The organism is Actinomycetota bacterium, from assembly GCA_030776625.1.
Taxonomy (GTDB): Bacteria; Actinomycetota; CADDZG01; order CADDZG01; family WHSQ01; genus MB1-2.
This window is the reverse complement of the sequence record JALYHL010000011.1, coordinates 52881-79875: the sequence shown is the minus strand read 5'-3', so window position 1 is coordinate 79875 and position 26995 is coordinate 52881. Positions and strand designations below refer to the sequence as shown.

33 protein-coding genes are annotated in these 26995 nt (G+C 66.2%); 13 read left to right on the top strand and 20 right to left on the bottom strand.

What is annotated here, in order from left to right:
* From M3N53_14750 to ccsA, 6 genes are all read right to left on the bottom strand, one after another.
* The coding region (locus tag M3N53_14750; protein ID MDP9069581.1) for a hypothetical protein at positions 1-267 on the bottom strand (267 nt) is incomplete at its 3' end.
* Positions 268-288: 21 nt separating this feature from the next.
* Positions 289-1062 (bottom strand): cytochrome b N-terminal domain-containing protein, encoded by a 774-nt coding sequence (locus tag M3N53_14745; GenBank protein MDP9069580.1) that lies wholly within the window; start codon positions 1060-1062, stop codon positions 289-291.
* A gap of 23 nt (positions 1063-1085) precedes the next feature.
* Positions 1086-1508, bottom strand: a complete 423-nt coding sequence (locus M3N53_14740) for a 4Fe-4S dicluster domain-containing protein (protein MDP9069579.1) — start codon at positions 1506-1508, stop codon at positions 1086-1088.
* Positions 1509-1523: 15 nt separating this feature from the next.
* Positions 1524-1895 (bottom strand): hypothetical protein, encoded by a 372-nt coding sequence (locus M3N53_14735; protein MDP9069578.1) that lies wholly within the window; start codon positions 1893-1895, stop codon positions 1524-1526.
* A 113-nt stretch (positions 1896-2008) separates the two neighbouring features.
* Complete coding sequence (locus tag M3N53_14730) at positions 2009-2140, bottom strand: CcmD family protein (protein ID MDP9069577.1); 132 nt, start codon at positions 2138-2140, stop codon at positions 2009-2011.
* Positions 2137-2850, bottom strand: coding sequence for a cytochrome c biogenesis protein CcsA (ccsA, locus tag M3N53_14725; protein ID MDP9069576.1), 714 nt, complete (start codon positions 2848-2850; stop codon positions 2137-2139). The genes M3N53_14730 and ccsA overlap by 4 nt, the downstream gene beginning before the upstream one ends.
* Before the next feature lie 66 nt (positions 2851-2916).
* Here ccsA and M3N53_14720 point away from each other — a divergent pair, with 66 nt between their 5' ends.
* Complete coding sequence (locus tag M3N53_14720) at positions 2917-3870, top strand: LLM class F420-dependent oxidoreductase (protein ID MDP9069575.1); 954 nt, start codon at positions 2917-2919, stop codon at positions 3868-3870.
* Positions 3871-3933: 63 nt separating this feature from the next.
* Here M3N53_14720 and M3N53_14715 read toward each other — a convergent pair whose 3' ends face one another.
* From M3N53_14715 to M3N53_14670, 10 genes are all read right to left on the bottom strand, one after another.
* Positions 3934-5331 carry a hypothetical protein gene (locus M3N53_14715; GenBank protein MDP9069574.1) on the bottom strand — a complete coding sequence of 466 codons (1398 nt, stop codon included), beginning with the start codon at positions 5329-5331 and terminating at the stop codon, positions 3934-3936.
* Between the two features lie 67 nt (positions 5332-5398).
* Positions 5399-6160 (bottom strand): nucleotidyltransferase domain-containing protein, encoded by a 762-nt coding sequence (locus tag M3N53_14710; protein MDP9069573.1) that lies wholly within the window; start codon positions 6158-6160, stop codon positions 5399-5401.
* Positions 6161-6194: 34 nt separating this feature from the next.
* Entirely contained in the window at positions 6195-7352 is a 1158-nt protein-coding gene (locus M3N53_14705) for a M15 family metallopeptidase (protein MDP9069572.1), read from the bottom strand.
* A complete protein-coding gene (locus tag M3N53_14700; protein ID MDP9069571.1) occupies positions 7345-8073 on the bottom strand; it encodes a heme exporter protein CcmB in 729 nt (242 codons plus the stop codon). Before M3N53_14700 ends, M3N53_14705 begins: the two co-directional genes overlap by 8 nt.
* Entirely contained in the window at positions 8070-8726 is a 657-nt protein-coding gene (gene ccmA / locus M3N53_14695; protein MDP9069570.1) for a heme ABC exporter ATP-binding protein CcmA, read from the bottom strand. Before ccmA ends, M3N53_14700 begins: the two co-directional genes overlap by 4 nt.
* Positions 8727-8739: 13 nt before the next feature.
* Positions 8740-9945 carry a carboxypeptidase-like regulatory domain-containing protein gene (locus tag M3N53_14690; protein MDP9069569.1) on the bottom strand — a complete coding sequence of 402 codons (1206 nt, stop codon included), beginning with the start codon at positions 9943-9945 and terminating at the stop codon, positions 8740-8742.
* Entirely contained in the window at positions 9885-10277 is a 393-nt protein-coding gene (locus tag M3N53_14685; GenBank protein ID MDP9069568.1) for a hypothetical protein, read from the bottom strand. Before M3N53_14685 ends, M3N53_14690 begins: the two co-directional genes overlap by 61 nt.
* Positions 10274-10747: a cytochrome c-type biogenesis protein CcmH gene (locus M3N53_14680; GenBank protein ID MDP9069567.1), complete on the bottom strand. Its 474-nt coding sequence runs from the start codon at positions 10745-10747 to the stop codon at positions 10274-10276. Before M3N53_14680 ends, M3N53_14685 begins: the two co-directional genes overlap by 4 nt.
* Positions 10744-12741 carry a heme lyase CcmF/NrfE family subunit gene (locus M3N53_14675; GenBank protein MDP9069566.1) on the bottom strand — a complete coding sequence of 666 codons (1998 nt, stop codon included), beginning with the start codon at positions 12739-12741 and terminating at the stop codon, positions 10744-10746. The genes M3N53_14680 and M3N53_14675 overlap by 4 nt, the downstream gene beginning before the upstream one ends.
* Positions 12742-12757: 16 nt before the next feature.
* Positions 12758-13195, bottom strand: a complete 438-nt coding sequence (locus tag M3N53_14670; GenBank protein MDP9069565.1) for a cytochrome c maturation protein CcmE — start codon at positions 13193-13195, stop codon at positions 12758-12760.
* Between the two features lie 81 nt (positions 13196-13276).
* Between M3N53_14670 and M3N53_14665 the strand changes: the two genes are divergently transcribed.
* Genes M3N53_14665 through M3N53_14655 form a run of 3 tightly spaced genes read left to right on the top strand, consistent with a single transcriptional unit; the run spans position 13277 to position 15308 of the window.
* Positions 13277-13834: a copper resistance protein CopC gene (locus M3N53_14665; GenBank protein MDP9069564.1), complete on the top strand. Its 558-nt coding sequence runs from the start codon at positions 13277-13279 to the stop codon at positions 13832-13834.
* Positions 13819-14355 carry a hypothetical protein gene (locus M3N53_14660; GenBank protein MDP9069563.1) on the top strand — a complete coding sequence of 179 codons (537 nt, stop codon included), beginning with the start codon at positions 13819-13821 and terminating at the stop codon, positions 14353-14355. The genes M3N53_14665 and M3N53_14660 overlap by 16 nt, the downstream gene beginning before the upstream one ends.
* A complete protein-coding gene (locus M3N53_14655) occupies positions 14352-15308 on the top strand; it encodes a hypothetical protein (GenBank protein ID MDP9069562.1) in 957 nt (318 codons plus the stop codon). Before M3N53_14660 ends, M3N53_14655 begins: the two co-directional genes overlap by 4 nt.
* Here M3N53_14655 and M3N53_14650 read toward each other — a convergent pair.
* Together M3N53_14650 and M3N53_14645 are read right to left on the bottom strand one after the other, a co-directional pair.
* Positions 15305-15877 carry a cytochrome c oxidase subunit 3 gene (locus M3N53_14650; protein ID MDP9069561.1) on the bottom strand — a complete coding sequence of 191 codons (573 nt, stop codon included), beginning with the start codon at positions 15875-15877 and terminating at the stop codon, positions 15305-15307. The genes M3N53_14655 and M3N53_14650 overlap by 4 nt on opposite strands.
* Complete coding sequence (locus M3N53_14645; GenBank protein ID MDP9069560.1) at positions 15877-16470, bottom strand: TlpA family protein disulfide reductase; 594 nt, start codon at positions 16468-16470, stop codon at positions 15877-15879. Before M3N53_14645 ends, M3N53_14650 begins: the two co-directional genes overlap by 1 nt.
* A gap of 112 nt (positions 16471-16582) precedes the next feature.
* Here M3N53_14645 and coxB point away from each other — a divergent pair, with 112 nt between their 5' ends.
* Genes coxB through M3N53_14610 form a run of 7 tightly spaced genes read left to right on the top strand, consistent with a single transcriptional unit; the run spans position 16583 to position 22698 of the window.
* The gene (gene coxB / locus M3N53_14640) at positions 16583-17605 is read left to right on the top strand and encodes a cytochrome c oxidase subunit II (GenBank protein MDP9069559.1); all 1023 of its coding nucleotides are present in this window, start codon (positions 16583-16585) and stop codon (positions 17603-17605) included.
* A 19-nt stretch (positions 17606-17624) separates the two neighbouring features.
* Entirely contained in the window at positions 17625-19505 is a 1881-nt protein-coding gene (gene ctaD / locus M3N53_14635; GenBank protein MDP9069558.1) for a cytochrome c oxidase subunit I, read from the top strand.
* The gene (locus M3N53_14630; protein ID MDP9069557.1) at positions 19505-20122 is read left to right on the top strand and encodes a cytochrome c oxidase subunit 3; all 618 of its coding nucleotides are present in this window, start codon (positions 19505-19507) and stop codon (positions 20120-20122) included. Before ctaD ends, M3N53_14630 begins: the two co-directional genes overlap by 1 nt.
* 6 nt (positions 20123-20128) lie before the next feature.
* Positions 20129-20470, top strand: coding sequence for a cytochrome C oxidase subunit IV family protein (locus tag M3N53_14625; GenBank protein MDP9069556.1), 342 nt, complete (start codon positions 20129-20131; stop codon positions 20468-20470).
* A 3-nt stretch (positions 20471-20473) separates the two neighbouring features.
* Positions 20474-21343, top strand: coding sequence for a cytochrome c oxidase assembly protein (locus M3N53_14620; protein MDP9069555.1), 870 nt, complete (start codon positions 20474-20476; stop codon positions 21341-21343).
* Positions 21340-21984, top strand: coding sequence for a cupredoxin domain-containing protein (locus M3N53_14615; GenBank protein MDP9069554.1), 645 nt, complete (start codon positions 21340-21342; stop codon positions 21982-21984). Before M3N53_14620 ends, M3N53_14615 begins: the two co-directional genes overlap by 4 nt.
* A gap of 39 nt (positions 21985-22023) precedes the next feature.
* Complete coding sequence (locus tag M3N53_14610) at positions 22024-22698, top strand: cytochrome c oxidase assembly protein (protein MDP9069553.1); 675 nt, start codon at positions 22024-22026, stop codon at positions 22696-22698.
* Between the two features lie 47 nt (positions 22699-22745).
* Here M3N53_14610 and M3N53_14605 read toward each other — a convergent pair whose 3' ends face one another.
* Together M3N53_14605 and M3N53_14600 are read right to left on the bottom strand one after the other, a co-directional pair.
* Positions 22746-23714, bottom strand: coding sequence for a heme o synthase (locus M3N53_14605; GenBank protein MDP9069552.1), 969 nt, complete (start codon positions 23712-23714; stop codon positions 22746-22748).
* Positions 23714-24658: a COX15/CtaA family protein gene (locus M3N53_14600; GenBank protein ID MDP9069551.1), complete on the bottom strand. Its 945-nt coding sequence runs from the start codon at positions 24656-24658 to the stop codon at positions 23714-23716. The genes M3N53_14605 and M3N53_14600 overlap by 1 nt, the downstream gene beginning before the upstream one ends.
* A 53-nt stretch (positions 24659-24711) precedes the next feature.
* Between M3N53_14600 and M3N53_14595 the strand changes: the two genes are divergently transcribed.
* Positions 24712-25725 (top strand): polyprenyl synthetase family protein, encoded by a 1014-nt coding sequence (locus M3N53_14595; protein ID MDP9069550.1) that lies wholly within the window; start codon positions 24712-24714, stop codon positions 25723-25725.
* A 119-nt stretch (positions 25726-25844) separates the two neighbouring features.
* Complete coding sequence (locus tag M3N53_14590) at positions 25845-26885, top strand: cupredoxin domain-containing protein (GenBank protein MDP9069549.1); 1041 nt, start codon at positions 25845-25847, stop codon at positions 26883-26885.
* Positions 26886-26995: the final 110 nt, after the last annotated feature.

Sequence of the window (26995 nt, the reverse complement as noted above, 5' to 3'; positions counted from 1 at the left end):
TCCTGCCGCAGGCTGTGCCGCCGGTCCGGGCGCCGCCGCGGCCGCCGCGGCCGGGGCTTCGGTCGCCGGGGATGCGGATGTCGCCGCCGGCTCTTCGGCGCGCTTCGGCGCGGGAGCGGTCGCCTTGTCGGGAGTGTTCGGCGTCTTGGAGCCACGCTGTGCTCGCACCCGCGCGGCCTTGGCGCGGGCCTGGGCGACGGCGGGGGAGGAGCCCTTGTCGGTCTCCTCCTTTAGTACCTGCTCGTATACCTCGTCTGGTGTCGGCATCCTTGTCTCCCGTTAGCAGCCCTACATGGGCCCCGAGATACCTCCGTCCTTGCGAACCCTCCAGAAGTGGATCGAGATGAAGATCACGATCACGAACGGCAGCAGCCAGACGTGAAGCGTGTACCAGCGCAGCAGCGTTTCGGGGCCGATCACCGGGCCACCCAACAGCGCGAACTGGACCTGGTCCCCGATGACCGGTGAGTTCTTCATCATCTCGGTTCCCACCGTGACGGCCCACACCGCCAGCTGGTCCCACGGGAGCAGATAGCCCGTGAACGCGAGGAGAAGCGTAAGCAGGAACAAGATCACGCCGACGATCCAGTTGAATTCGCGGGGCGGCTTGTACGCGCCGGTGTAGAAGACGCGAGCCATGTGCAGGAAGACGCTGATGACCATGAGGTGAGCGCCCCAGCGGTGCAGGTTGCGAACCAAGAGCCCGAACGACACCTGCGTGTGCAGGCGCTGCATGTCGGAGTAAACGATCTCAACCGACGGCCGGTAGAAGAACATGAGGTAGATGCCGGTGATCGTCAGCAGGATGAACAGGAAGAAGGACAGGCCGCCCAGGCAGAGCGTGTAGGAGAGCTTGATCCCGTGACGCTTCACCTTCACCGGGTGCAGGTGGTACAGCAGCGAGTTCATCACGACGTAGGCGCGGTTCCTGGGCGAGTCCGCGTAGCCCCGTCTGAAGATCGAGCCGGGTCGGAAGATCGCCCGCCATAGCTGACTGTTGTGAAGCTGATCGACCCGCTCGGCGAGCTTCTCCCGCGGGTTCCACCCTGCTGCTCTTGCCAACTCCCTGCCTCTCTAGCTAGTTGTTACGAAGCCTTCTGGGACCCCGCGACCTTCCCCATGGCCCGCGCACCGGTCTTCTTCTTGCCGCCCTGCACCTCGCTCTGGACGAGAGCGCCGGTGGGGCAGCGTTCGACGCAGAGGTTGCATCTCGTACAGGCGTTGTCGTCGATCAAGAAGAGGATGTCGGTTGGCCCCATGTGGCGGGCCAGTGCGACGTTGCCGGACTCCTCGACGGCGGTGGGATCCACCATGAAGATGCAGTACCAGGGGCAGATGTCGACACAGCCCTCGCACAAGATGCACTGCTCCGGGATGAAGTCGATGAACCGCTTTGGCTTGACCGCACCCTTCAGCCAGTCGGCGTCCACGAGCTGCATCTCGTAGTCGGCACGGAAGACCGGCTTCTCGATGATCTCCATCTTCTTCGGCTCTGGCGGCTTGGGCACGCTCTTTGTGTCCTCTTATTTCCCGGGCATGTAGCCCTTGACGGGATCCTGGAGGCCCTTCGTCCCGAGCCGCTTCGCCTTCGACTTCTGCCAGTAGTAGGCGACGATGAGGATGCCGGTCAGGATCCCCATCTGGACGGAGTTGGCAACGATGTCGCGGATGATCTTGATCTGGACCGTGTTCAAGCCTTCGGCGTTGACGCCGGGGATGCCCTTGGTGAAGTTCACGATCTGCGCGATGTACTGGTCGAACTTGTAGATGATCACCGACGGCAGCTGGCCCAGGGTCAGGATCATGAATATCCAGAGCAGCGTCCCGAGAACGATGGCTTTGGTCCACGTCATCGGAGCGTCGGTGTACCGGTAAACGCGCTCGCGCATGCTCATCGGGCGTCATCTTACATTTCTGCCGTTGCCGTAAAGCAACGCGAGCTTGTGCGTTTGAGCACGCGAAACGAGTCGCTGAAGACGTGGTTCTTGTGAATGTGTGACCCGTCGCGTCAGGCTCCCGGCTCGAGCTCCTTCAGACGATCTTCGAGCCTCTTCTGGCGGCTCGCCAACGTGAAGAGGTAGAAGCCGAGCCCCGCCCAGACCGCGAGGAAAGCGACGAACAGCCAGGCCAGCTCGCTCACGACGCGAGCTCCAGGTGGTCGACGCGATCGCCGAGGCGCCCGAGCCGCACGCGCGCCGCCATCAACCACGCGAACAGCAGCGTGAACCCCAGCAGCGTGACGAAGAACGCCAACAGCTCTGGCCCGCCAAGGCCCGAGCTCTGCTCGAGGTTCGCCACCGTCGGGCCGCTGGGGTGCAGCGTTCTCCACCACTGCACCGAGAAGTGAACGATGGGCACGTTCACGAAGCCGATCAGGCCGACGACCGCGGCCAGCCGCCCGGTCCGCGACGGGTCGGTGGAGAGGCTTCGCAGCAACAGGTACCCGACGTATGTCAGCCACATGACAAGCGCCGACGTAAGGCGGGCGTCCCACTGCCAGTAGGTGCCCCACACGGGTTTCGCCCAGATCGGGCCGGTGATGAGGACGAGGCTCGTGAAGACGACGCCGACCTCGGCTGCCGCATGCGCCAGCAGATCCCACCGCCGTGCGCCGGTGCGGAGATAGGCGACAGATCCCAGGAAGACGATCGCGAAGGCGAGGTAGGCCGCCCACGCGGCGGAGACGTGGAAGTAGAAGATCCGCTGCAGCTGTCCCCCCATCGTCGTGTCGGCCTCGCGGGCGACGAAGAAGATGAGGAAGAGAGATATCGCGATGGACGACCAGGCGAGCACGCCCAGGCGCGTCAGAGCGCGCTGTCGCGGAACGATGGGTGAATCGGGGGCTCTCATCGGAGACCCGAGACTACTAATGTCCATCCCTTATCTACCGCCAGACCTCACGGGAGGGGGGTTCGCGTGCACCAGCGGCTGGGCGTGACGGTGCCGCTCCCGGGCTTCGACGTCCGGGGCGCGTGCGAGATCGCCCGTCGGGCGGAGCAACTCGGCTACACCGACGCCTGGTCGGCCGAAGTGTCAGGCCAGGACGCGTTCTCGGTTGCGTCCGCGGTGGGCGTGTCGACCACGTCGCTCCGGATCGGCTGTGCCATCGCACCCGTCTACACGCGGCCCCCTGCGCTGATCGCGATGAGCGCGCTCTCTGCCAGTCAAGCCGCCGCCGGGAGGTTCTGTCTCGGGCTGGGAGCCTCTACGCCGACGATCATCGAGAACTGGATGGGGACGCCCTTCGAGCGGCCGCTCATCCGCACGCGCGAGACGGTGGAGGTGGTCAAGCAGGCGCTGAGCGGCCAGAAGGTCAGCTACGAGGGCAAGACGGTCCGCGTCGCCGGGTTCCGGCTCGAGGCACCCGCGTCCGTGCCCATCTTCCTGGCGGCTCTCGGCCCGAAGATGATGCGGCTCGCTGGAGAGGTGGCCGACGGGCTGGCTCTGTACGCGGTCACCGAGGAGGGCGTACGGCTCGCACGCGCGGCCGCACCCGGACTCGAGCTCGTCGCGCGGTTGATCTGCATACCCGACGAGCCCGCGGAGGAGGTCCGTGGGTTCGCTCGGTTCTTGCTGGCGCCGTACGTCGCTGCCGACGGGTACAACGACTGGATCGCACGCCAGGGTTTCGCGGACGAAGCCGCCGCGGTCAAGGCGGCGTGGGACGCGCGCGACCGCAACGGAGCGGTGGAGGCGGTATCGGATCGACTGGTGGACGCCCTGGTGGTCACGGGGCCCGCGGGTGCGTGTAAGGAGCGCCTCGAGTCTTTCCGAGCCGCGGGACTCGATACGCCGGTACTGCTCTTCATCGCGCAGAAGGGACCCGAAGCCGCGCTGAAGATGATGGAGGCGATGGCGCCGGGTTCCTGACGTCGATGCGACGGCCCGAGTCTCTGCTCTGACTCAGATCGTGCGGACCGGCTGCGCTTATCTCTAGCGATCGAGTCGCAGCGCGTCCCCGAGGTTCGAGTTTCCTTCCAAGAAGTCGATCTGCTCAACCTCGGACGCAAAGGGACCCTTGTAGTCGAGGACATAGAGGCCGTTCCGCACGTCGACCACGTAGACCAGCCCGTCCTTGATGATCGGGAAGCTCCACATGGCGACCTTGTCCTGGCCCGCCGTCAGGGCAGGATCCTCCTGGAGGACGAACGGCAGTGGGTCGGGGACGAACTCTGCCGCCTGAACAGGGTTGCGCGGATCCGAGGTCTTGATGACCTGGAGGCCGCCGGCGTGCCACGTCACGAACGCCAGATTCCTGGTGAGCGTCGGGTTGTGCGCTGCATAACTCGATGAAGGTCTCGGGGGGTCGCTCTTGCAAAAGTCTGGGTCGTTCTGAGGCAGCTTGTACTGGGCGATCGTCTTCGGCTTTGTCTGTCTCGACATGTCCACCATGTGCGACCAGCCCCAGGGACAGCCGCCCGACCCAAGCACGCGCAATAGATCCCCGTACTTCTCATCTGTCGTAAAGAGGTAGTTCTTCCCCGGTACTTTCACAGCGCTGTGTACGTCGACGTCATCCCATCTCGCAGCGTCTTTCGGAGCGGTCAGCGTTCTGATCTGGGGCTTTGGCTTTCCCTGGACCACTTCTGATGTGTCTGCGATCAGTACACCACCGGTGAGATGCGAGAGGTAGGCGCGCTTTCCGTCGTTGGACAGGGCGGCGGAGTGCAGCCTGTCCTCTGCCGTGGATTGCCAGGTCGCCACCTCTTTGAACTTGTTATCCCGAGCATCGGAGATGTCGGTGACCAACATCTGCGAAGACCCACCTGGCGTAGAGATGAACAGCAGCGCACGGTTTGGCTTCCGCGGGTCCTGCCACAAGAAGAACTCGTGTGGATTCGAGCTTGGCACGTACTCGGCAACGAGCTTCGGCTCCGCCGCCCGTTTGCCGGAGATGTCATAGAAGCGGAAGTTGTCTTTTCCGGGTGTCGGCTGGCACATGTGGATGAGCTCACTGCAGTTCGAAAACAGGTTCATGACGATCAGCAGGTTCTGCTCGGGCCAGATCCGCATCTCGCGCGACGTCTCTCCGGCGTTACCTTCATGCGGGGGACCGATCTGGTGGACGATCTCCGGCGCGGAGGGATCCGAGATGTCGACGACGAACACGCCCGCGTTGTTCGCGTTGCCCGCTTTGGCGTCTGTGCGACTCCCCACGTAGGCGTAATCGCCATGAACGGCAAGAGCAGCATTCATGCCTCGGTCCATCAAGGCGTTGTGTCCGACCAACTCGAACGAGCCGGTCCGGCGACTCCGGGCGTGCACCCCCGACGATCCGAGCAGACTCGCCAGGATCACGAGGAGAAGGAGCGAGATCGTAGCTCGTCGCACAGAACGCCTCCCTAGTCATCGGTGTCCGCCCATTTGTCTGGTTCGACGAGACGTGGGTGGCCCCTGCCTAGGCGATCAAGGGGTAGCCCGCGAGGTTGCAGGCGTGCGCTACCACCTCGCGTTGCTCGTCCCGGAGCAGATGCTGTGTCTCGGTCGCGGCGACGGCGAACAGCTGCATCACGGCACCGATCGAATCTCTAAGGGTGATCGGCTCCTCCGCTAGAGCGTTCCGCTGCAACCCGCCGTAGCGACCGCCCATCGCATCCGCGACGAGCTCCCACAGGTCGTTCTCGGACTCGTACGCGATGCGCTTGTGCACAGAAAGCGCCTGCGCGAGGCCCATCGCGAGCTGCGAGCGCTCGGCGGCCGCGGCAGCCGGTTTGTCTTGCTCGATGTTGCCCAGGATCGTGTGAACCTCCTCTGCCAGCTCGACGATCTGCTGCGCCACCCACTTGTCGCAGGCGTCGTCGATCGACTCCCATTTCCACTCCTCCGCCCGTCGCTTCAGATCGCGAGCGAGGTCGTCCGGGTCGTGGAGGATCACCGCGCTGGTCCAGCCCGGGATGATGCTGCCGGCTTCTTCAGGATCCTCGAACGCAGCTTCGTGATCTTCGAGCGACATCCACGAGATCGACACCAGGAACTCTTCGTTGCGCTTCAGGCGCTTCTTCGGGCCTTCCCCGACGACGCGAAGATCGAGATCGGAGTGCTCGTTCGCGTCACCGCGTGCGTGGCTTCCCGTCAGGATCACCGCCCGCGCGCCGGTCGCGACGAGCTGCGTCGTCTCCTGTCGCGCTACCTCCAGGGCGCGCTGACTGGGTCCGGTCATCGCACCTCTATACCCACGTCCGATGCGTTGACGCTTAGGTCTGCACGAGGCGAACCAGCTCGAAGTGCATGGGGTCGGGGCGGTCCCACAGCCCGCCCCACTCGAAGCCCCACTTGGCGAGGATCTCCACCACCCGTGGGTCCTGGTCACCCTTCGTTCCGAGGTAGTTGCCGGATACGTTGATGTCGAACGCGAGCCCGAACGCGTGCATCGACAGGGGTTTCTTTGGATCGCGGTCGATGAACCGCGGCACATAGCAACCGCCGTAGTCGTCGGGGTCCACCTCCGCCGCCAGACCCTCGTTCGCGATCTCCGTCATCGCCGCGTGTAACTGCGGGAATACGAGGCGATGGCAGGTGACGGTGCCCAGGATGGCGACCTGTCCCGTCGCGATGTTCGCCGCGACCCATGCGGGGTCCGGCTCGATGAAACCGCCCTTCAGGATCCGGAACGACATCGAGCCGACCGCGCCTCCCTCGGCGTGCCCCACCGGCTGTGGTTGCCCGGCCGGGTCGACCGGAGCCGGCGAGGTATCGAGGATCGGCTCGACGGTCGCGTGGTGCCCCCGCAGCTCGTCTCTCAGTCGGCTGCCCAGCCGTTCGAGGTCGGAGCCCGGCTCCGCCCCCACGATCAGAACGTCGGCATCCCCGAGCCCGAGCTCTCGCCCCACGTGGTCGGCGACCAGAACGTCGCCTAGATCAGGTGCGCCGTTCGCCGCGAACGCGCCGATCGGGAGCGGTGGTGAACCGCTGATCTCTAGTTGTCCTGCTCCTTCGATCCCGAGCTTGCGCGCGGCATCAAAGGTGAGAACGCCACGCCCCGCGATGAGAGCGCTCCACACGAACTCGGCCTCCTTGGTCGCTGCCGGTGCAACGGTCCTGAAGCGAAGCGGCTTCGTCGACGCAACGGTGATGCGCTCGAGGCCCGTGGGGCCGGAGACCTTGAAGGATTCCCTAGCGACGCCGGCCACGACCGCGACCTCTTTGATCTCTTCTATGCGCGAGCGGACGCGCTCGGGGAGCGTGCGCGCGAGGTCGATGCGGTAGGCCGCGATCGCGGGCACGGGAGGCGGAAGTTCCAGCGAACGCGTTGCGCCCGCCGGATCGTCGAGCGCGAGGGGTTCCGTGTTCTGGCGTCCCCCGCACGCGCCCGCCAGCAGGCACACGCAGAGAAAAAGGACGGCCCTACGCATCGATCACGAACTCGAACGCGAGGCCCGCCGCGACCGTGAAGATCACATCGAAGGCGACCAGTATTCCGAACCAACCTCTGGACGCCACCGCTTCGAGACCTTCGCCGCCCAACAGGTCCGACGTCAGCTCGAAGGCCGCGAGGAAGAGCGGCACCAGCGCGGGCAGAGCCAAGATCGGGAGGATCAGTTCGCGGCTGCGGGTATGGGCTGCGACGCTCGCGAACAAGGTTCCGATCGCTACGAAGCCGATGTCGACGAGCGCGCAGACCAAGATCAACGTCAGCCAGTTCATGCCGAGATCGAAATGGAACAACAGCGCGAACACCGGGAGCAGGACCGCCTGCACCATCGCGATGAAGGCCAGGTTCGCCACCGCTTTCGCGGCGAACAGCCCCGTCCGGTCGAGCGGGACCAACAGCAACGAGTCAATCGCGCCGTCGGCTTGCTCGACCTCGAAAGTGCGGGCAAACCCGATGAGGCCCGCGAAGAGGATCGTGATCCACAGGAAGGCCGCGGTCACGTCAATGGATGCGACGGTCCCCAGTGGCAGCGAGACTGGCTCCTGAAGACGAGGGGGAGCGGGCGCGGCGAAAGCCAGCAAGAGCGCGACGGTGACCGCGAACGCGATCATCGGAGGCAGCGTGTCGCGAGCCCGGAGCTCGACCCGCAGGTCCTTCGCGATCAGGGCGCGGGTTTTGCCGCTGAATCCGCTCGAGGTCACGACGTGAACCCGGATTCCTCGTAGGTCCCCTGCCGGATGAGTCGCCCGTGTTGCAGGATCAGGCCCGCATCGGCGTACCGCTTCACCTTCTTCGCACCGTGCGTCGCGATCACCGCGACCGACCCCGGCCGTCGCCACGTCATGACCGCTTGCGACACGGATTCAGCGGCCTCGTCGTCGAGGTTCGCGTAGGGCTCGTCCAACAACAACACGTCGGGCTCGTGGAGGAGGGCGCGAGCGACGGCCGCGCGGCGCTGGTATCCGGCGGAGAGGTCGCCCGCGGGGGTCCGTCGCCGGTCGGCGAGGTCGAGCTGATCGATCACCTCTCCGACACGATCGGCGCGGGTGCCGTACAGCCGCGCGAACAGCTCCAGGTTCTCCACAACGGTCAGACGCCTGTAGAGCCCGGAACGATGCCCCGCATAGCCGATGCGACCCCGCACCCGCTCGCTCTTCATGTCCACCAGCTCGCCCGACATCCGGATCGTTCCTGACGTCGGGCGCAGCAGCCCCGCCAGGACCCTGAGCAGCGTCGATTTGCCCGACCCATTCGGCCCGAACAGCCCGGCGACGCCCGGGCCGATCTCCGCGTCGATGCGGTCGAGCGCGATCGTCCGCCCGTAGGCGACACGCAGCCCCTCGATCGTGATCACCGCCGCTTCCCGTTCAGCTGCTCGGCCGGTCGGCGCGCGCGAGCCGGGCTTTCAATTCGGATCTCGCCGAAGCGTGGTGGGCGTCGGATACCTGGCCCGCCTCATGCTTCAGATCGAGCTCCGCGATCGCCGTGACGAGCTCCTGACGGTCGTCGACCGGGGCGGCTGCAGCCTGTGGGCGCGGGCGCTTGTTCCTCCAGAACGCGGCGACCCCGATCAGAATGAGCGCCGCCAGTCCTGCTCCCAGGCCGCCGACGAGTGGGAAAGAGCCGCCCGCCTCGGCTACGAGGAGGATCTGGATCGGATCCGCGGCGTCGATGCTTTCCGTCGAGGATGAGCGGCGATAGGTGGTGCCTTCGAGGTCTAGCTCCTCGGCCTCTTCCAGTCGGTTGCTCGTCGCCTCCAGCGGCGGCGCCGCGAACACCGACAGCTCGGAGATCTCGTACAAGGCCGTGCGTGAGAGGTCGAAGGTCCCGCCCGACCCCTGCACCTGATAGCTGAAGGTGAGATCCACCTCACCGGGCGGGATAGCGGTGGTGATGCCGAACCCGAACCCCTGCACCTCCACCACCTCCGGGATGTCGAGGTCCGCGTCGACGAACCTCACCGTCTCCGGAAGCGCGTTGTCGGGGAGCGCGAGGCCGAGGCTGGGCGTCGGCCCCTCGTCGTCGGGGGCGAGCGCAGATCCGCGGCCGATGTATGCGTTCCTGGTCGGGTTCACGACCTTCACGGCCTCGATCACCGAGACGCGATCTTCGTGTTGTACGACGAAGAGGTCGTCGCGGCGGATCAGGATCGCGTTCGGGTCGGTCGTCGGCTCGAAGACGCGCAGCGTCGTGTCGATCACGGGACGCTTCTCCGTGTCCGATGGGATGGTCAGGGGGCGTCCGGCGAACAAGCCGTCCCGATAGCTCGCGTCCAGCGCGTAGACGAAGTCGTCGCCCGTTCTCAACCCGGTGAAGGAGTAACGGCCGCGCCGGTCGGTCCTCACCGTCTCGCGCGAGTCGCCCTGTGGTCCGATCTTCGTAAGGGTGACGGCAACACCGCGCTGGGGGCGGTCCGTCGTCCCGTTGACGACCGTGCCCTCGATCGTTCCGGTGGCCGCCGCGCGCGCCGGCGGTGCCGAAGTCACCAGCGAAGCGATCAGGAGGAAGAGCGCTAGACGCTGCATCGGCTGCATGTTCCCGCGGACGATCGCAACGCACCGCAGGAGGGACATGCGAGCTCTTTTCTCATCGCTGCGATCTCTTGTTCCAGGGGGTCGTTCGTGGGAGAGGTCGCGGAGATGCGATCGAGCTGGTGCAGCGCCGCGAGCGCTTCTCGTTCGTATTCCTGGCGCAGGGTCTCGAGCTCCCGCGGCGTCAGCTTCCCGACCTCTGCTTCCTCTTCGAGGTCGATGATCGCGTTCAGCGCGGTGTCCTTGCGTTCGCGCGCTTGTTCGATAGGTGAAGCGTCGACCGGGAGGTCGTTCGCGCGCTGGCGCCGCAGCGGCCCCAGGACGTAGAGCAGGGCGGCGCAGGCGAGCACCGCGACGATGGCGGCTCCGATCATCCCCGGCTCCTCAGCATCCCCAGCTCAGCTTCGAGACGACGGCGGTCTTCGGCGTTGACCGCTATTCCGGCGGCCCCCTCGCCGGCATCGGCCGGTTCGGTCGAGCGCCTCGTGGTCCACGCCCGCGCCAGCGCGGCGGCCACGATGGCGCCGAGCAAGACGACTGCAGCGGGCACCGCCCACGCCACCATTCCGCCTTTTGCGCGCCCGGGGGTAGCGCGGATCGAGGGACCGAACTCCGCCTCCAGCTCCGCCATGATCCGGGATTTGCTCCAGCCCGCTTCGGCCCACCCGCGGATCCGCTCGCGCAGCGCGTCGGCTTCGGTGGACGGGCAGTCGTGGAGCGTGACGCCGGGGCAGTACGGCGACATGACCTCCATCGACACGTCGTTGGCGGTGTCTTCGGGGGCCGCGACGGCCGGCGCCGCGAACAGCAGCAGCAGGAAGGCACCGAGCGCCAGGTGCTTCACCGTGTTGCCACCGCGGGCCGCGCCACCCGCGACGGCGCCGCGGCGAGAGCGGGTCGAGGGGTTCCCTCCGATAGGAGCAAGCTCATGCCGACCGCCATGAGCCCGGCTCCGGCCCAGATCCACCACGTCAGCGGGTTCACGAAAGCTCTGACCGATGCGCCTCCGTCCGGATCGACAGCCGTGACGACCACGTAGAGGTCCTCCACCGGGCCACTCGCGATCGCAACCTCTGACTGGAACTGCTGTTGGACGATATGGAGGTTCCGCTGCGGCTCCAGCGTCTCGACCATCTCCCCGTCCCGCGCCGCCGAGATGTTGGCTTGGAAGATCTCCTTCTCCGGCGTCTCTCCCCGAACCCCCTCCTCGTAGCGCAGGGTGTAATCGCCGACCTGCATCGTTTGGCCCTGCTCGAGGTGGGCGCTGCGCTCGACCCTGAACGCGGACCCCGCGAACCCGAGAACGATCAGCACGACGCCGAGGTGGACGACGTAGCCGCCGTAGCGGCGGCGGTTGCGCATCAACGTCCTCCCGATCGCGCTCGGCCAACCAAGGCCGTCGCGCGAGCGATGCACGCGGGCCCCGCGCGCGAACTCCGCGACGATCGCGGTGAAGGTGAAGGCGCAGAGACCAAACGCGAGCAGGGCGCCGGTGCTCCTGATCCCGGCCGCTGCCGGCGCGAGGACCGCGGTCGCGCCGGCAAGCAGAGGAACGCGGACCATCCGGAAAAAGGCCCTCTTGTTCATGCGGCGCCACGCGATCAGCGGCCCGAGACCGGTCAAGCCGACGAGCGCGAGACCGATCGGGATGAAGACCGCGTTGAAGAAAGGCGGCCCAACCGCGACACGAACACCGGAGACCGCTTCCATCACGATCGGGTAGATCGTCCCCCACAGCACAGCGAAGGCGGCGGCCAGGAACAAGACGTTGTTGGCGAGGAAGGCGGACTCTCTCGATAGCAGCGCGTCGAACCGGTTCTCACTCTTCAAGGAGTCCAGCCGCGACGCGATCATCGCCAGACCTCCGATCAGCATCGCCGCGAGGAACGGCAGGAACCATTTCCCGATCGGCCCCTCCGTGAAGGTGTGGATGCTCGAGAGGATCCCGGACCGGGTGAGGAAGGTGCCGAACACGGCAAGCACGTAGGTCAGAAGGATCAGCGACAGGTTCCAGACCTTGAACATCCGGCGTTTCTCCTGGATCACGACGGAATGAAGGTACGCGGTCGCGGTCAACCACGGCATGAAAGACGCGTTCTCGACGGGATCCCACGCCCAGTAGCCGCCCCAGCCCAGCTCGGTGTAAGCCCACGCCCCTCCCAGCACGATCCCGATCGACAGGGCGCTCCACGCGAACAGCGTCCACCGGCGCGTCTGCTTGAGCCAGGTCTCGTCCAGGCGCTTCGTTGCGAGCGCACCCATCCCGAACGCGAAGGGGATCGAGAACGCCACGAAGCCCGTGTACAGGAGGGGTGGATGGATCAACATCCCAGGTGACTGCAGCAGCGGGTTGAGGCCGTTTCCGTCCGCGGGGACCTGCGCGAGCACGCGGAACGGGCTCGCCGGGAAGAGCAACAGCAACAGGAAGAAGAGCGAGATCCCACCCAGCACCAGCGTCGCCCACGCACGGATCGCGGTGTTGCCCTCGGGCCGCCTCAAGGCGACGGCGGCGAACAGGCTCAGCAGCACGGTCCAGAACAGGAGTGACCCCTCCATCCCACCCCAGAGCGCGGCCATCGTGTAGCCACGCGACAGCGCTCGCGATGAGTAGTTGGTTACGTACTCGAGAGAGAAGTCGTGAGCGAACAGCGCCGACACCAGCGCGACGGCGGCCAGCGCCACGAACGCTGCGGCTGCCGTCAACGCTCGACGTCCGGCCTCGGCAGCGCGCACATCCCGCCGCAGCGCCCCCCACAGAGACAGCGCCACCGCGAGCCCCATCAGGAGGAAAGCGGCGACCAGCGAAGGGCGCCCGAGACCGCCCAGAGACAGAGTCATAGCGGGCTGCGGCGGCCTACGCCGCTTTGGCCTTGAACTTCGACGGGCACTTGGCGAGGACCTCGCTCGCTTGGAAGACCGTTCCGTCATAGCGGCCGCGCGCTACGACCTCTACCTCCGAGGAGCCGTTCGCCATCGCGGTCCAGAACGCGTCCGGCAGCGGTTGATCGGTGGTGACGGCGAGCGCGGTGTTGCCGTCCGAGATGTCGAACCTGGTGGTGAGCCCGTCCCGCTCGACGCTGTCGGGGAGGACCTTGGCGTTCACCCGGTACTCCTCTGCCCCCGGGGCGGCGGCGAGCTCGATGACCTCTGTCGGCGTATAGAAGAAAGAGGTGGAGTTCGGGCGTCCCATGGCCCACCCGACGAGCGCGACCAAGCTGAGGAGTATCACTCCTCCACCTATGACGAACTTGGCGCGCCTCTTGGGGTCTGTGCTCGTGGGGGCCGGCTGCATCGCACGTCGAGATTAAAGGATGGGCGCCGCTAGCCTGGCTCCGTCCAAGGCGTCTCCTACGGCGCCTATAACCTCCGAAACATGAGCCTGGAGGATCACATGAGCCCTCTGCATCGGGTCGTCGCTGCCGCCTTCGTCGCCTCGATGCTCGGCGTGCTCACGGCGTCCGGCGCCCTGGGGCACGGCGCGATCCGGGATTCGTCGCCGGCGGCCGGGACCGTCGTGACAAAGGCACCGAAAGAGGTGACCCTGATCCTCGCCGAGCCGGCGGGGCCGGGGTCGACTCTGGTCGTGCTCGACGGCTGCGGCGTCGAGGTGTCGCGGGGTGAGTCGATCCAACGGGAGCTCTACTCCACCGCTATCGACGGCGGCCAGCCCGGGACCTGGAAGGTCCGCATGCGATCGATCTCTGCGGTCGACGGACACGCGGTCACAGCACAGTTCTCGTTCAAGGTCGCCGGCAGCAACGACTGCACCAGCGCATTCGACGCGGCCGACGATGCGATCACGTCGAGCCGCCCGCCGATCGACAACCCCGACGATGGCGGGACGAGCTTTCCGATCGCCGCCTTTGCCGCAGGGACCCTCATCGTCGTAGGGCTCGCTCTGGCGATCAGGCGCCCGTGGAGCCGGAGCTAGCGCCGGTGTTGCTCGCGCACGGGGGCGCCGGAGGGGTGAACCTCGAGCTGCTGATCGTCGCCATCGCGATGGTCGGCCTCGGCGTCGTCTTCTTCGTCCAGAAGACGACGAAGCCGATCGTCCCGATCGTCCTGGTGCTGACCGGCATCGCGCTCGGCATCGGCGGCATCGCGACGTCTCGGCCCGCAGACGACCACCCTGTCCCCGTCGCGCACGAGGTGGATCACCAGGCCACCGTCGACGGGCTGTGCGAGGCCCGGGCGGAAGCGGTCGAGGATCCATCGTCTGCGGATGCGCTGTTCAACGAGGCTCACCTGGGTCTGCACGAGCTGGCGGACAGCGCGGCAGCCGAGGATCGCGTGGTCGCAGGCCGGCTGTTGGAGGCGAAAGGTGCGGTCGAGTCGGCGCTTCAGGACGAAGATGTGGAAGGGGGCAAGCTGGAGAGGGCCTTCGTCGCGCTGATCGACGCCACCGTCGAGGCTGGGTCGGTGGTCGGGGAGGAGGTGACGGGCTGCTCGTGAGACGACTGACGTTCGCCTTGCTGGTGTTGGTGCTGGTGATCTCGGCCGCGTGCGCGGAGCAGGGTGGCGGCGACCCCGCGGCGGCTCCACCCGACGGCGGAGACGAGTTGATCGTCCAGCCCGCGAACTACGACCTCGTAGCGGGAGAGGAGAGCCGGTTCATCGTCGGCCTCCTCACTGCGGACCAGCTCTTCGTCAGCTTTGGTGACGTGGGGATCGAGTTCTTCTATCTCGGCACCCGCGAGGGAGAGGGAACGGCGGAAGAAGGGCCCACCGCCACCGGGGCGTTCCTTGCGATAGACGCACCGGCCGACGCCGCGCCACAGGGACCGGCGGCCGTCCCGGGTTCCGAAGGGCGCGGCGTGTACGCCGCCGACGTGACGTTCGATCGTGCGGGGTTCTGGGCGGCGCAGGTCACCGCGGCCCTGGAAGAGGGCCCGATCACCGGGAGGGGGGTGTTCGAGGTGCTCGAGGAGCATCGCTATCCCGCGGTAGGAGAGCCCGCTCCCCGGACCGACAACCTGACACTTGCCAGCACGGACGCTCCGCTGGAGGCCGTCGACTCGCGCGCTCGCGCCGGAGAGCCGGTGCCCGACAAGAGCCTTCACCAGGTGACGATCGCCGACGCCATCCGCCGGCGCGAGCCCGCGCTCGTCGTGTTCTCGACGCCTGTGTACTGCGTGAGCCGCTTCTGCGGTCCCGTCACCGACGTCGTTCACGACCTGCAGAACGATTACGGCGACCGGGCGAACTTCATCCACATCGAGGTGTGGCGGGACTTCCAGAACACCGTCGTCAACAAGGGCGCGGCCGAGTGGATCTACAGGGGCGACGATCTGACCGAGCCGTGGGTGTACCTGATCGGCGCCGACGGGAAGATCGACGCGCGCTGGGACAACGTCGCGACACGGTCCGAGATCGAGCCGTTGCTGAAAGAGCTGCCGGTCCTCTAGCGCAGCAGATACAGCGTCGCGAAGAGCAGCACCCAAACGACGTCGACGAAGTGCCAGTAGAGGGTCGCTGCGGCCACCGGGCCGTGTCGCTCAGCGGTCACGCTGCCGCGCGCGTTCTTGATCGTTACGAGCCCGAGCGTCACGATGCCGCCGAAGACGTGGAGCGCGTGGAACCCCGTCATCGAATAGAAGAGCGTCCCGAATGCGTGGTCGGCAACGGTGAAGCCGAGCTGCGAGTACTCATAGGCCTGGCCCGCGAGGAACACGACGCCCAACACGATCGTGATCAAGAGCCACCTCGAGGTCTGGCTGCGCTCGCCGCGCTCGGCCCCCTGCGCGGCCCGGTGCATGGAGAGCGATGAGGCGACCAGCACTCCCGTCGCGATGGCGGGCAGCAGCACCGCCAGGTGCACACCAACCGGCGGCCACTCCGGAGCCGTAGCCCGGATCGTGAAGTAGGCCCCGAAAAGTCCGGCGAAGAACATGACCTCTGACGAGATGAACAGGATCATCCCGAGAGCCGAAGCCGATATCTCCGCTTCCTTCACCGCGGTGCCCGCCGCGCCCATCAGGTGCTTTCCTCCAGCAGCTTCTCGATCCCGTCTCTGAGCGTCTCCTCGGAGATCGCACCGAGCACCTGCGTTCCCCTGCTCTCACCCACCTGCGGCCCGGCCTGTTGCTCGAGAAACCGGCCGTCGGGACCTATGAAGAAGGTCTGCGGCAAGCCGAGCACGCCCAGAGGACCCGCCAGCTCGTCACGGGGGTCCAGCGCGATGGGGTAGGTGACGCCGAACTCCTTCTGGAAGTCCCGCGCTCCCAGCTCGTTGTCCTGCACGTTCACGCCGACGAACCTGACGCCCTGCTCTCTGTACTCACGCCACAGCTCCTCGAGCAACGGAGCCTCCTCGCGACACGGCGCGCACCACGAGGCCCAGAAGTTCAGCACCACCGGCTGCCCCTGGAGGTCGTCGTTCGAAAGCGTGCCTCCGTCGAGCAGCGGCAAGGTGAAGGAAGGAAGCTCGTTCTGCGATGTCTGGTGCGCGGTCGTAAGCGAGCCGTACGCGATCAGGCCGAGCAGCACGAGGGCCGGAACGACGACGATCAACCTCCGCTGAAGGGGCCGATCGACGACCTCCTCTTCCACCTCTTCACGAGCACCCATGGCCCGAGGATAGGTCGGTGACGCCGGAGGAGAGCGACGTCGCGCGCAGCGCCTTCACAAGCAGGCATAGAAGCTCGCCACCACCTGCGGTCATATATATTCCCCGCGTCCAATGGAACTCTTCAACCGTCTGAGCGCGCGCGGCCGCCGGCTCCTGCTGGGCGTGCTCGCGGCGGCCTTCTCGCTGATCACCTCCGCCTGCAACACCGACGTCGGGCCGCAGGACTACCTGAGTCCCCTGGGCCCGGTCGCCCGCCGGGCCGACGAGCTGTGGGACCTCACCTTCGGGATCGCGGTGATCATCTTCGTCGTGGTCGAGGCGGTGCTGGTCTACACGCTGATCAGGTTCCGACGCCGCCCGGGGCGCGAGGCCGCCCAGTTCCACGGGAACACCAAGCTCGAGGTCGTCTTGACCCTGGTCCCGACCTTGATCCTGGCGGGACTGGCGGTCCCGACCGTGAAGGCGATCGCCGATCTCTCGGACAAGCCCGCGAACACCCTCGACATCACGGTTACGGCGAAGCAGTTCTGGTGGCAGTACGAGTATCCGGACGCAGGCATCGTGACTGCCAACGAGATGCACGTGCCCACGGGCCAGCCGGTTTATCTCACGCTGGAGGGCGCGGATGTGATCCACAGCTTCTGGATCCCGAAGCTCACCGGCAAGCAGGACGTGGTCCCGGGACGCACCAACAACATGTACTTCATCGCCGACACGCCCGGCACCTACTGGGGCCAGTGCACCGAGTTCTGTGGGCTGTCACATGCCAACATGAGGTTGCGCGTGATCGCGCACGAGCCGGCGGAGTTCGAGCAGTGGCTCGCGGATCAGCAGCAGCCCGCGGCGGCCAACGTGACGGGCGCGGCGGGGGAGGGCCAGCAGATCTTCATGGAGAACTGCGTGAACTGTCACGCTATCGCCGGCACCGAGGCGAAGGGGACGACGGGACCCGACCTGACCCACTTCGCGAGCCGCGAGACCTTCGCAGGTGCCATGTTCAGGAACACGCCCGAGAACCTCGCGCGATGGATCGACCACCCCGCGGCCGTCAAGCCCGGCGCGCAGATGCCGGATTATGGGCTGAGCGCGGAAGAGATCGACGCGGTCGTGGCATACCTGCAGACGCTGGAGTGAAAGGAAAGGCTGGGATCTGATGGCAACGGCGGCATTGCAGCAGCCTCGGCGGAGCATCTTCGCGAGGCCGACCGCGACCACGGGCTGGTACTCGTGGGTGACAACCGTGGACCACAAGAAGATCGGGATCATGTACGGCGTCACGGCCTTCATCTTCTTCTTGCTCGGCGGCCTCGAGGCTCTTGCTGTTCGAGCGCAGCTCGCGGTGCCCGACGGCGAGGTGCTGAGCGCCGAGCTCTACAACCAGTTCTTCACGATGCACGGTGTCACGATGATCTTCCTCGTGGTGATGCCGATGGGGGTCGCGTTCTTCAACTTCTTCATCCCGTTGATGATCGGCGCGCGTGACGTGGCCTTCCCGCGCCTGAACGCGCTCAGCTACTGGATCTTCCTGTTCGGCGGCATCTTCATCTACTCGAGCTTCTTCCTGGGCGGTGCCCCCGACGGCGGCTGGTTCGGTTACGCGCCGTTGAGCACCAGTCAACAACTCCCGTCGAACGGCATGGACTTCTACGCGGTCGGGCTGCAGTTCCTCGGCATCGCTTCCCTCGCCGGTGCCATCAACTTCATCGTCACGATCCTGAACATGAGGGCGCCGGGGATGACGCTCATGCGCATGCCCGTCTTCGTGTGGATGACCCTGGTTGTGTCGTTCCTGTTGCTCTTCGCGATGCCGATCATCGCCGTCGCCTTGTTCGAGCTGATGTTCGACCGCCTGTTCGGAACGACGTTCTTCGCCGTTGCCGCCGGGGGTGATCCGATCCTGTGGCAGCACCTCTTCTGGCTCTTCGGACACCCAGAGGTCTACATCTTGATCCTGCCCGCGATGGGGATCGTGTCCGAGGTGCTTCCGGCTTTCTCGCGCAAGCCGATCTTCGGCTACGCGGCGGTCGTGTTCGCGGGGGCCGCGATCGGTTTCATGGGCTGGGGCGTCTGGGCGCACCACATGTTCGCGGCCGGTCTCGGCCCCGTTGCGAACTCGGCCTTCGCGTTGTCGACGATGTTCATCGCGGTACCGACCGGCGTGAAGATCTTCAACTGGATCGGCACCATGTGGGGCGGCTCGTTGCGGTTCAACACCGCGATGTTGTTCTCGGTCGGCTTCATCGCGATGTTCATCATCGGCGGTCTCTCCGGCGTCACCCACTCGATCGTCCCTCACGACGCGCAGCAGACCGACACCTATTACGTGGTCGCCCACTTCCACTACGTGCTGTTCGGCGGCGCGCTCTTCGGGATCATGTCGGGCTTCTACTACTGGTGGCCGAAGATCTTCGGGCACCGGCTCTCGGAGAAGATCGGTAAGTGGAACTTCTGGCTGTGGTTCATCGGGTTCAACCTGACCTTCGGGCCGATGCACATCGTCGGTCTTCAGGGGATGCCGCGCCGGATCTACACCTATCCCGAGGGGATGGGTTGGAACATGTGGAACATGATGGAGACCGTTGGGTCGTTCCTGATCGCGGTCGCGACGTTGATCTTCCTCTTCAACGTCGCCGTCAGCCGGCGCAAGGGCCGCCACGAGGCCGGCGCCGACCCATGGGACGCAAGAACGCTGGAATGGAGCATTCCGTCGCCGCCACCCGAGTACAACTTCGCCGAGATCCCTGTCGTCACTCACCGCGATGACTTCTGGCACAAGAAGTACTTCGTGGGCCCCGGCAAGACCGCGGAGCCCGTCTTCTCGGGTGGAGCCGTGGATCACGCCGAGCACGCGGACCATGAAGGCGGCCACCACATCCACATGCCCTCGCCCTCGTACTTCCCCGTGATCGCGGCCTTCGGCATGCTCGTCAGCGCGTACGCGGTCATCTTTGCGCTGCCCGCCGTGGTGATCGGGTTCCTCATCACGACGCTTGGCTTCTTCGGGTGGGTCTTCGAGCCTGGAACGGCCGAATAGTGGCGACGCATCCGGCCGCCGTCCCGGCGCAGCACGCCCACGAGGAGCACCTGACCTCTACGGGACTCGACAACGTCAAGATGGCGATGTGGGCCTTCCTCGGCTCCGAGTGCCTCTTCTTCGGCTCGTTCATCTCCACCTACCTGCTGTACCGCAGCCGGACGAACGGCGGCCCCGACCCCGCACACATCTACGACATCCCGTTCACCTCGGTCAGCTCCTTCGTCCTGCTGATGTCGTCTCTCACGATGGTTCTCGCGCTCGCGGCGATCCAGCGTGGAGACGAACGCGGGATGCGGGTGTGGCTGTTCGCCACCGCCTTCCTCGGTATGACGTTCATCGGCGGACAGATCTACGAGTTCACCACGTTCTACGAAGAGGGACTCACCCTCAGCACCAGCCCCTTCGGGAGCTCCTTCTTCGTGCTCACCGGGTTCCACGGCGCCCACGTTTCGGTTGGGATATTGATGCTCCTGGCGCTGCTCGGGATGTCCTTCGCGGGCCGCCTCGCACAGGCCGACGCGCGCAAGGTCGAGCTGATCGGTCTGTACTGGCATTTCGTCGACATCGTCTGGATCGTGATCTTCACCGTCATCTATCTGGTTCCCACGGAGTGATCACTCATGGCATCTAGCGAGCTTCACGCGCCGAGAGAAGAAGAGGCCCTGCACGAGCATCCGAGCCCTCGGAAGTACGTGTGGATCGCGATCATCCTGGCGATCGTTACGGCGGCGGAGGTCGCGATCTACTACATCCCGGCGCTGGAGAGCCTCCTCGTCCCGTTCTTGATCGCGTTCGCGCTGATCAAGTTCATCATGGTGGCGCTTTACTTCATGCACCTGAAGTTCGACAGCAAGCTGTTTCGTCGTTTCTTCGTCACCGGAGTTGTTCTCGCCCTGGTGGTATTCACCGTGGTTCTGCTGACCTTCTTCTTGCGGCCGGAAACAGCCGGCGTAACCGGCTAGCAGATGACCCTCGCCGCCGCGGGCGTGTCGGGTCTGGGTTGGCACGCGCACCCCGACGTGTGGTTGTTGGTCGTCTTGCTCTCGTTCGGGTACATCGCGGCGCTGCGGTCGTGGGGTCCGCAGAGGGCTCCGCTGGGAGAGCCCGTTGCGACGCGCAAACAGAAGCGCTTCTTCTTCGCGGGGATAGTGATGCTGTGGCTGGGGGCGGACTGGCCGATGCACGAGCTCTCCGAGGACTACCTCTTCTCTGCGCACATGGTGCAGCACACCCTGTTCTCGCTGGTCGCGCCGCCGCTCCTCGTCCTCGGGATGCCGAAGTGGTTGTTGCGGTCGTTGATCGGCGGGCCCAAGGTCATGAAGGTGGCGCGCGTGGTGACGCGGCCCATGTTCGGGCTGCTGCTCTTCAACGGCGTCATCGTCGTCACCCACTGGCCCTGGCTGGTCGACCTGTCGCTGAGGTCCGAGCTCGTTCACTTCTCGTTGCACTCGGTGCTGTTCTCCTCCGCGGTGCTGATGTGGTGGCCGGTCGTGGATCGGCTGCCCGAGCTATCGCGGCTGTCGCCGCCGGGGAAGATGCTCTATCTGTTCCTGCAGTCGATCATCCCGACCGTTCCAGCGTCGTTCTTGACGTTCGCGAACACCCCCATCTACGAGTTCTACGCAACCGTTCCGCGCCTGTGGGGGATCGACGTGATAACCGATCAGCAGTCGGCCGGCTTGATCATGAAGATAGGTGGCGGTTTGCTACTGTGGCTCGTCATCACCTACCTGTTCTTCAGGTGGAACGCGGCGGAGGAACGGCAGGAGGTTGACGAGGTGAGCTGGGACGATTTCGAACGCGGTCTTCAGACGTGGGAGCTGAGACAGGGATGAGCCAACACGCGGGGGACCGGCCCCTCAGCCACGAGGTACGTCTGCGCCTCCCTCTTCCCGTCGTCATCCCTCTCGGTGCGCTGCTTGCGATAGCGGCGGTGACGTTCGGCATGTCGCGCATCCTGTTGTCCGTGCCGAAGGAGATCGCCGTGGTGATCGCGCTCGCGATCGGGGCGAACATCCTCATCGCCTGCGCCTTCGTCGCTCTTCGTCCCGAATCGGCTCGCCGTTCATGGTCCGAGCTCCTGATCGTGGCGGCCTACCCGCTCGTGATCGGTGTCGTGATCGCGTCGCTCGGGCTCGGTCACGGGGACTCTGCCGGTGAGGCGGAGCATGCCGGTGCAGAGGCCGCGGCCGCCGCCGGCGCCGCAGCCGTCTCCGCCGCGAACGTCGCCTTTTCGACCGACACGATCGAACTGAAGGCGAAGACGGAAGAGACGATCCCCTTCGTGAACGATGACTCCGCCGAGCACAACATCGCGATCTACGAGGACGACTCCGCTACGAAGGAACTCTTCAAGGGCGAGATCATCCCGGGCGGCCAGGAGACGACCTACACGATTCCTCCGCTGGCCAAGGGCGAGTACTACTTCCAGTGCGACGTGCATCCCGGGATGAACGGAACGGTCACGGTCCAGTAGCTCCCTCCGATACCTCACGCTGGTAGGTCGTTCCCGCGCGTGACTAGACCGTCGTGGCTCATTGCGGGCGTAGGGCTCGCGGCCGCCGCTCTCGTCGGCCCGCTCCCGTCTCTGGCGCACCACTCGTTCACGGCTCACATGGCGCAGCACCTGCTGCTGGTGCTGATAGCGGCGCCCCTGCTGCTCGCCGGAGCGCCGGTAACGGCGCTCTTGCAGGCGACACGTGGACGACCACGCAAGGGTGTGGCGCGCCTTCTCCGGTCGCGAGCCGCCAAGTTTCTGACGCATCCCCTGATGACGTGGGGCTTCTTCGCCGTCGTCATGTGGGTCACGCACTTCTCGCCCCTGTATCAGGCGGCGCTCGACAACGAGCTGGTCCACTTCGTCGAGCACGGGCTCTATATATCCGCAGGGCTCTTGTTCTGGTCCCCGGTGATCGCGTCCGATCCGATCTCTCGCCGCGCTCTTGCGCACCCAGCGCGTCTCGGCTATCTCGTGGCCGCCCTCCCGCTCCAGTCGTTCCTGGGCCTGGCGCTGTACTCGAGCGCGACGCCGCTGTATCCGGCCTACCCCGACCTCGCCGACCAGCGCGCGGGAGCCCTGGTTATGTGGCTCGGCGGCGACTTCGTCTTCGTGATAGCGATCGCGCTGGCGATCGGCGCATGGATGCGTGCGGACCGAACGGATGCAGCGCGCAAAGCTTCACGGGCATAGCTTTCGCGCAAAACGTGCGTTTAACGCATGTTTTGTCGGAGAGCGCGCTAGAGGCGCAGCATCTGGTCCATCGCCATGGCTCCGAAGAGCAGGGCCAGGTAGTAGATCGAGAACCGGAAGAGGCCCCAGGCACTCTTCGGGTTGGGGTTGCGCCACAGCTTGAACGCCCACCCGATGAAGATGCCGTTCAGAACGAGGGCCGAGACGAGGTAGATCACGCCCATCTTGGCGACCGCGAAGAACGCGAGGCACATCGCCAGCAACAAGAACGAGTACAAGAGCATGTGGCGCGTGGTCTCTTGGCGTCCGTAGACGACCGGCATCATTGGCACGCCCGCGCGGGCGTAGTCCTTCTCGTAGCGCATCGCCAACGCCCAGAAGTGTGGCGGCGTCCAGTAGAAGATGATCCCGAAGAGCGCCAGCGCCGGCAGCTCGACGGTTCCGGTAACCGCGGCCCAGCCAACCAACGCGGGCATCGCGCCCGCGGCGCCCCCGATCACGATGTTCTGAGGCGTCGACCGCTTCATCCCGATCGTGTAGACGAAGACGTAGAAGAGGAGAGCGGCGGTCGAAAGCGACGCGGCCAGCGGGTTGACCGTCACCCACAACAGCACCATGGCGATCACGCCTAGGGCGATGCCGAACAGCAGTGCGTTGCGAGGCTCTACCTTGTGCGTGGGAAGAGGACGCTTACGGGTGCGCGGCATGAGCTCGTCGATGTCGCGATCGAGGTAGCAGTTGATCGCGTTCGCGCCGCCCGCCGAGAGCGTTCCTCCGAGCAGCGTCAGCAGGATCAACCGCAGCGACGGGAATCCGCCGGCGGCGACGATCATCGACGGCACGGTCGTCACCAGGAGGAGCTCGATGATCCTCGGCTTCGTGAGCGCCACGTAGGCGCCCACCCGTGCCCAACCTCGCTGAGGCGTCACCTCGTCGCTCGTTGCCACTTCGGCCGTGGCGTCGATCTGCTCTTCGATCCGGAGCGATCCGCCGGGGTCCGCAACGAGCCTGCGCATCAGCGACTCGCCTCCGCCAGCTGGCCGCGCGGGCTAGGGCGTCTCTGCGTGGCGGCATCGGCCGCGATCGCGGGGCTGGTGACGGCCGCGGTCGCGACCAGCGTTGCCCAGATAGCGGCGCCGACCGCAAGGTGAGCGGTCACGAACGCGGCGTCGAGCTGCGTCCACACGTTCGCCGCGCCGATCATCACCTCGACCGCGAACAGCCCTCCGGCGATATGCATCAGCCGCGCTGCATCCGGCAGCTCCGCCTTCCGTTTCAGGATCCGGAACGCGACCACGAAGACGATGACGCCCGCGACCGCAGCGAGGGCGCGGTGGAGGAAGTGGATAGCTTGGGCTCTGATCCCCAGGTCCGGGACGAGCTGCCCATCCATCAGCGGCCAGTCGCGGAACCCACCCGTGCCTCCGGTGCCCGAGAGATACGAGCCCACGAGCAACAGGATCAGCACGCTCAGCGCGGCGGCCAGGGCGCTCCGGCTGGCTTGCGCGTCCGGGCTCCAGCCACTCCCGTCGAGAGCCGACACCCGCACGGTGAGGTGGACCAACAGCGCCAACAGCGTCATCGCGGTTCCGAGGTGCATCACGACCGTGTCGGCGTGGAGCTCGAGGAATACCACCGCCGCGCCTAGTCCTGCCTGGAACAGAACGAGAAAGAAAGCGCCGACTGCAGACCACACGATCTTCGGGTGGTCCCGGTGGTGACGAAGTGCGGTCACCGCGAGAGCGGCGATTAGCACGGTGACGACGGCCGCGGCGAGACGATGCGAGAACTCGATCGCGACGGTGTAGTGCGAGAACAACGGGATCACGCGCCCGGAGCAATCGGGCCAGTCGGTCCCGCAGCCCAGCCCCGACTTGGTGGCGCGAACGAGGCCTCCGATGGAGACCAGGACGAAGGTTGCGATCGTGGACGCGGTGGCAAGGGTTCTCAAGCGGCCCATGGCCGGGAGCCTAAACGTTCGGACTCCGGCACAGGCACTTAGGTTCGCGTTCGGTGACACTTTTCGAGCCCGCTCACGAAGCGCTCCGCCGGCGCGTGAACCGGCGGCTGGCGGACGTACTCCAGGAGCGTGGAGAGGCGTTGCCCGAGGCGCGTCCTCTCATCGGATGGATCGAGCGGATCGTGGCCGCAGGCGGCAAGAGGTTGCGCCCCGCCTTTTGTTACTGGGGCTATCGCTGCGGCGGCCGCCCGGATGCGCCGGAGATCCTCAGCGTCGCTTCGTCACTGGAGCTCCTGCACACGTTCGCCATCGTGCACGACGACATCATGGACGAGGCCGTGGAACGCCGCGGGATCGCCACGGCCAACGCGAGCGCGGGCGTCGACGTCGCCCTTCTGGTCGGCGATCTCGCGTTGGTCCTGGCGGACGACCTCTTGATGCACGCCGGTTTCCCGCCGGTTGCCGTCGCCAGGGCCTTCGGTTCCTATTCGCGGATGCGCCAAGAGGTGATCGCGGGGCAGTTCCTGGATCTGGAGCTGTCGCGCGCGGTCGACGTGGACGAGGCGCAGGCGCGACGGGTCGCCGTCTTGAAGTCGGGCCGCTACTCCGTGGAGGAACCGCTTTTGATCGGCGCCGCCCTCGCGGGCGCGGACGCCGAGCTCCTGGAGAAGCTGTCGGGCTTCGCGGCCCCGCTGGGCGAGGCGTTCCAGCTGCGCGACGACCTGTTGGGGACGTTCGGAGCCTCCAGCGCAACGGGGAAGTCGATCGACTCAGACATCCGTCAAGGCAAGCGCAACATCCTTTATGCGAAGACGATCGAGCTCCTCGACGAGCGCGACCGCAGCTTCTTCACCCGGCGCTGGGGCCGGGGCGAGGACCTCTCAGAGGACGAGGTGCACCGCCTGCGCCAGCTCGTCGACGCCAGCGGGGCGCGCGCCTGGACGCAGTCGCTGCTCGATCGGCTGCGGTCGCGAGCCGATGCGGCTCTGGCCGAGCTACCCATCCCGGACGACGCGCGCGCCGCGCTGGCAGACCTCGCCCGGCTGTCGACGGATCGCGAGGCCTGAGGGCGCACTGCTCTGGAGCAGCTTGGGGATCAGCGTTAGAGAGGAGCGCGCTCGTCTCGTGCGGGTAGATTTACGGCCGTTTCATCGGCCGTGGCAGACCGAGTCGAACAGGAGCAGGGGTGGCAGACCCAGAGCAGATCTACCAGGAAGTCCTCGCGGAAGAACAGGCCAAGGGAAGCGCGTCGGCCGTCGCGGAAGCTCGTGCCAAGGCCGCTCGACAGCGCGCCGTGCACGGGTCGCCGCACCCGAAGGAACCCAGGTGGTGGCCCGGATCGCAGCCCCAGTTCGAAGGCGGCGACGGTGCCCCGGCGGCTGAGCCCGCAGGTGACGAAGACGACGTGGCCGATGAGGCTCCTGCGGCCGCGGCCCCGACGATCGAAGCGGCCGCCGCGCAGGCCGCGACCGAGGAGGTCCCGCCCGCGCCCGAAGAACCTGTGGCCACGCCTCAGGAGCTAACCCGCGACCTTCCGGCCGCGCCCGCAGAGCCGCTGCAGCCCGCTGCCGCTACCGCGCCCGTTCCGGCCGCTGCAGCCGCGCCCATCGCGGCGCCGGCGGCGGCAGCCACTGCGACGCTTCCGTCCGGAGTCACCCACGGCACCGCGTCGGGCAACCGTCTGCGGCCCGAGGACGCGGTCACGACCGACGCTCAGTTCGACGCTCAAGCCGCTCTGCACCAACGTCGGAAGATGATCGACGAGCTGGTCGCCACGGGAGTCCCGGCGGTGGCCGCGACCGCGGAACCGCGCGGCGCCGGGGCGGGCATGTTGCTCCTCTATCTGTTGATCCCGCTCCTGGCGATCGGGTTCCTCGTCGGCAACCAGAACGAGCTCGCGGGGGCCGAGGGAACCGGCGAGGTCGCGGCGCCCGAGGGCGGCGGCGAAGCGGCGGGACTCACGATCGCCGCCGCCAACGTCGCGTTCGACAAGGACACGCTCACGATCCCGGTCGACGGCGCCCCGCTCCAGTTCGTCAACGACGACTCCGTCGAGCACAACGTCTCGATCTACGAGACCGAAGCTGCGGACAAGGAGATCTTCAAGGGCCAGATCATCCCGGGCGGCCAGCAGACGACCTACGAGATCCCCGCGCACGAGAAGGGCGACTACTACTTCCAGTGCGACGTGCACCCGGGGATGAACGGCACCGCCACCTTCGAGTAGCGGACCTCGTTTAGGCCCGGCCGACGAGCAGGGATAGACTCATCCCGGTCGCTCGTGAAAATTTTCACAAGCGCCCACAGCCCCCATCCCAGCCCGGAGGGAGTAGCAGC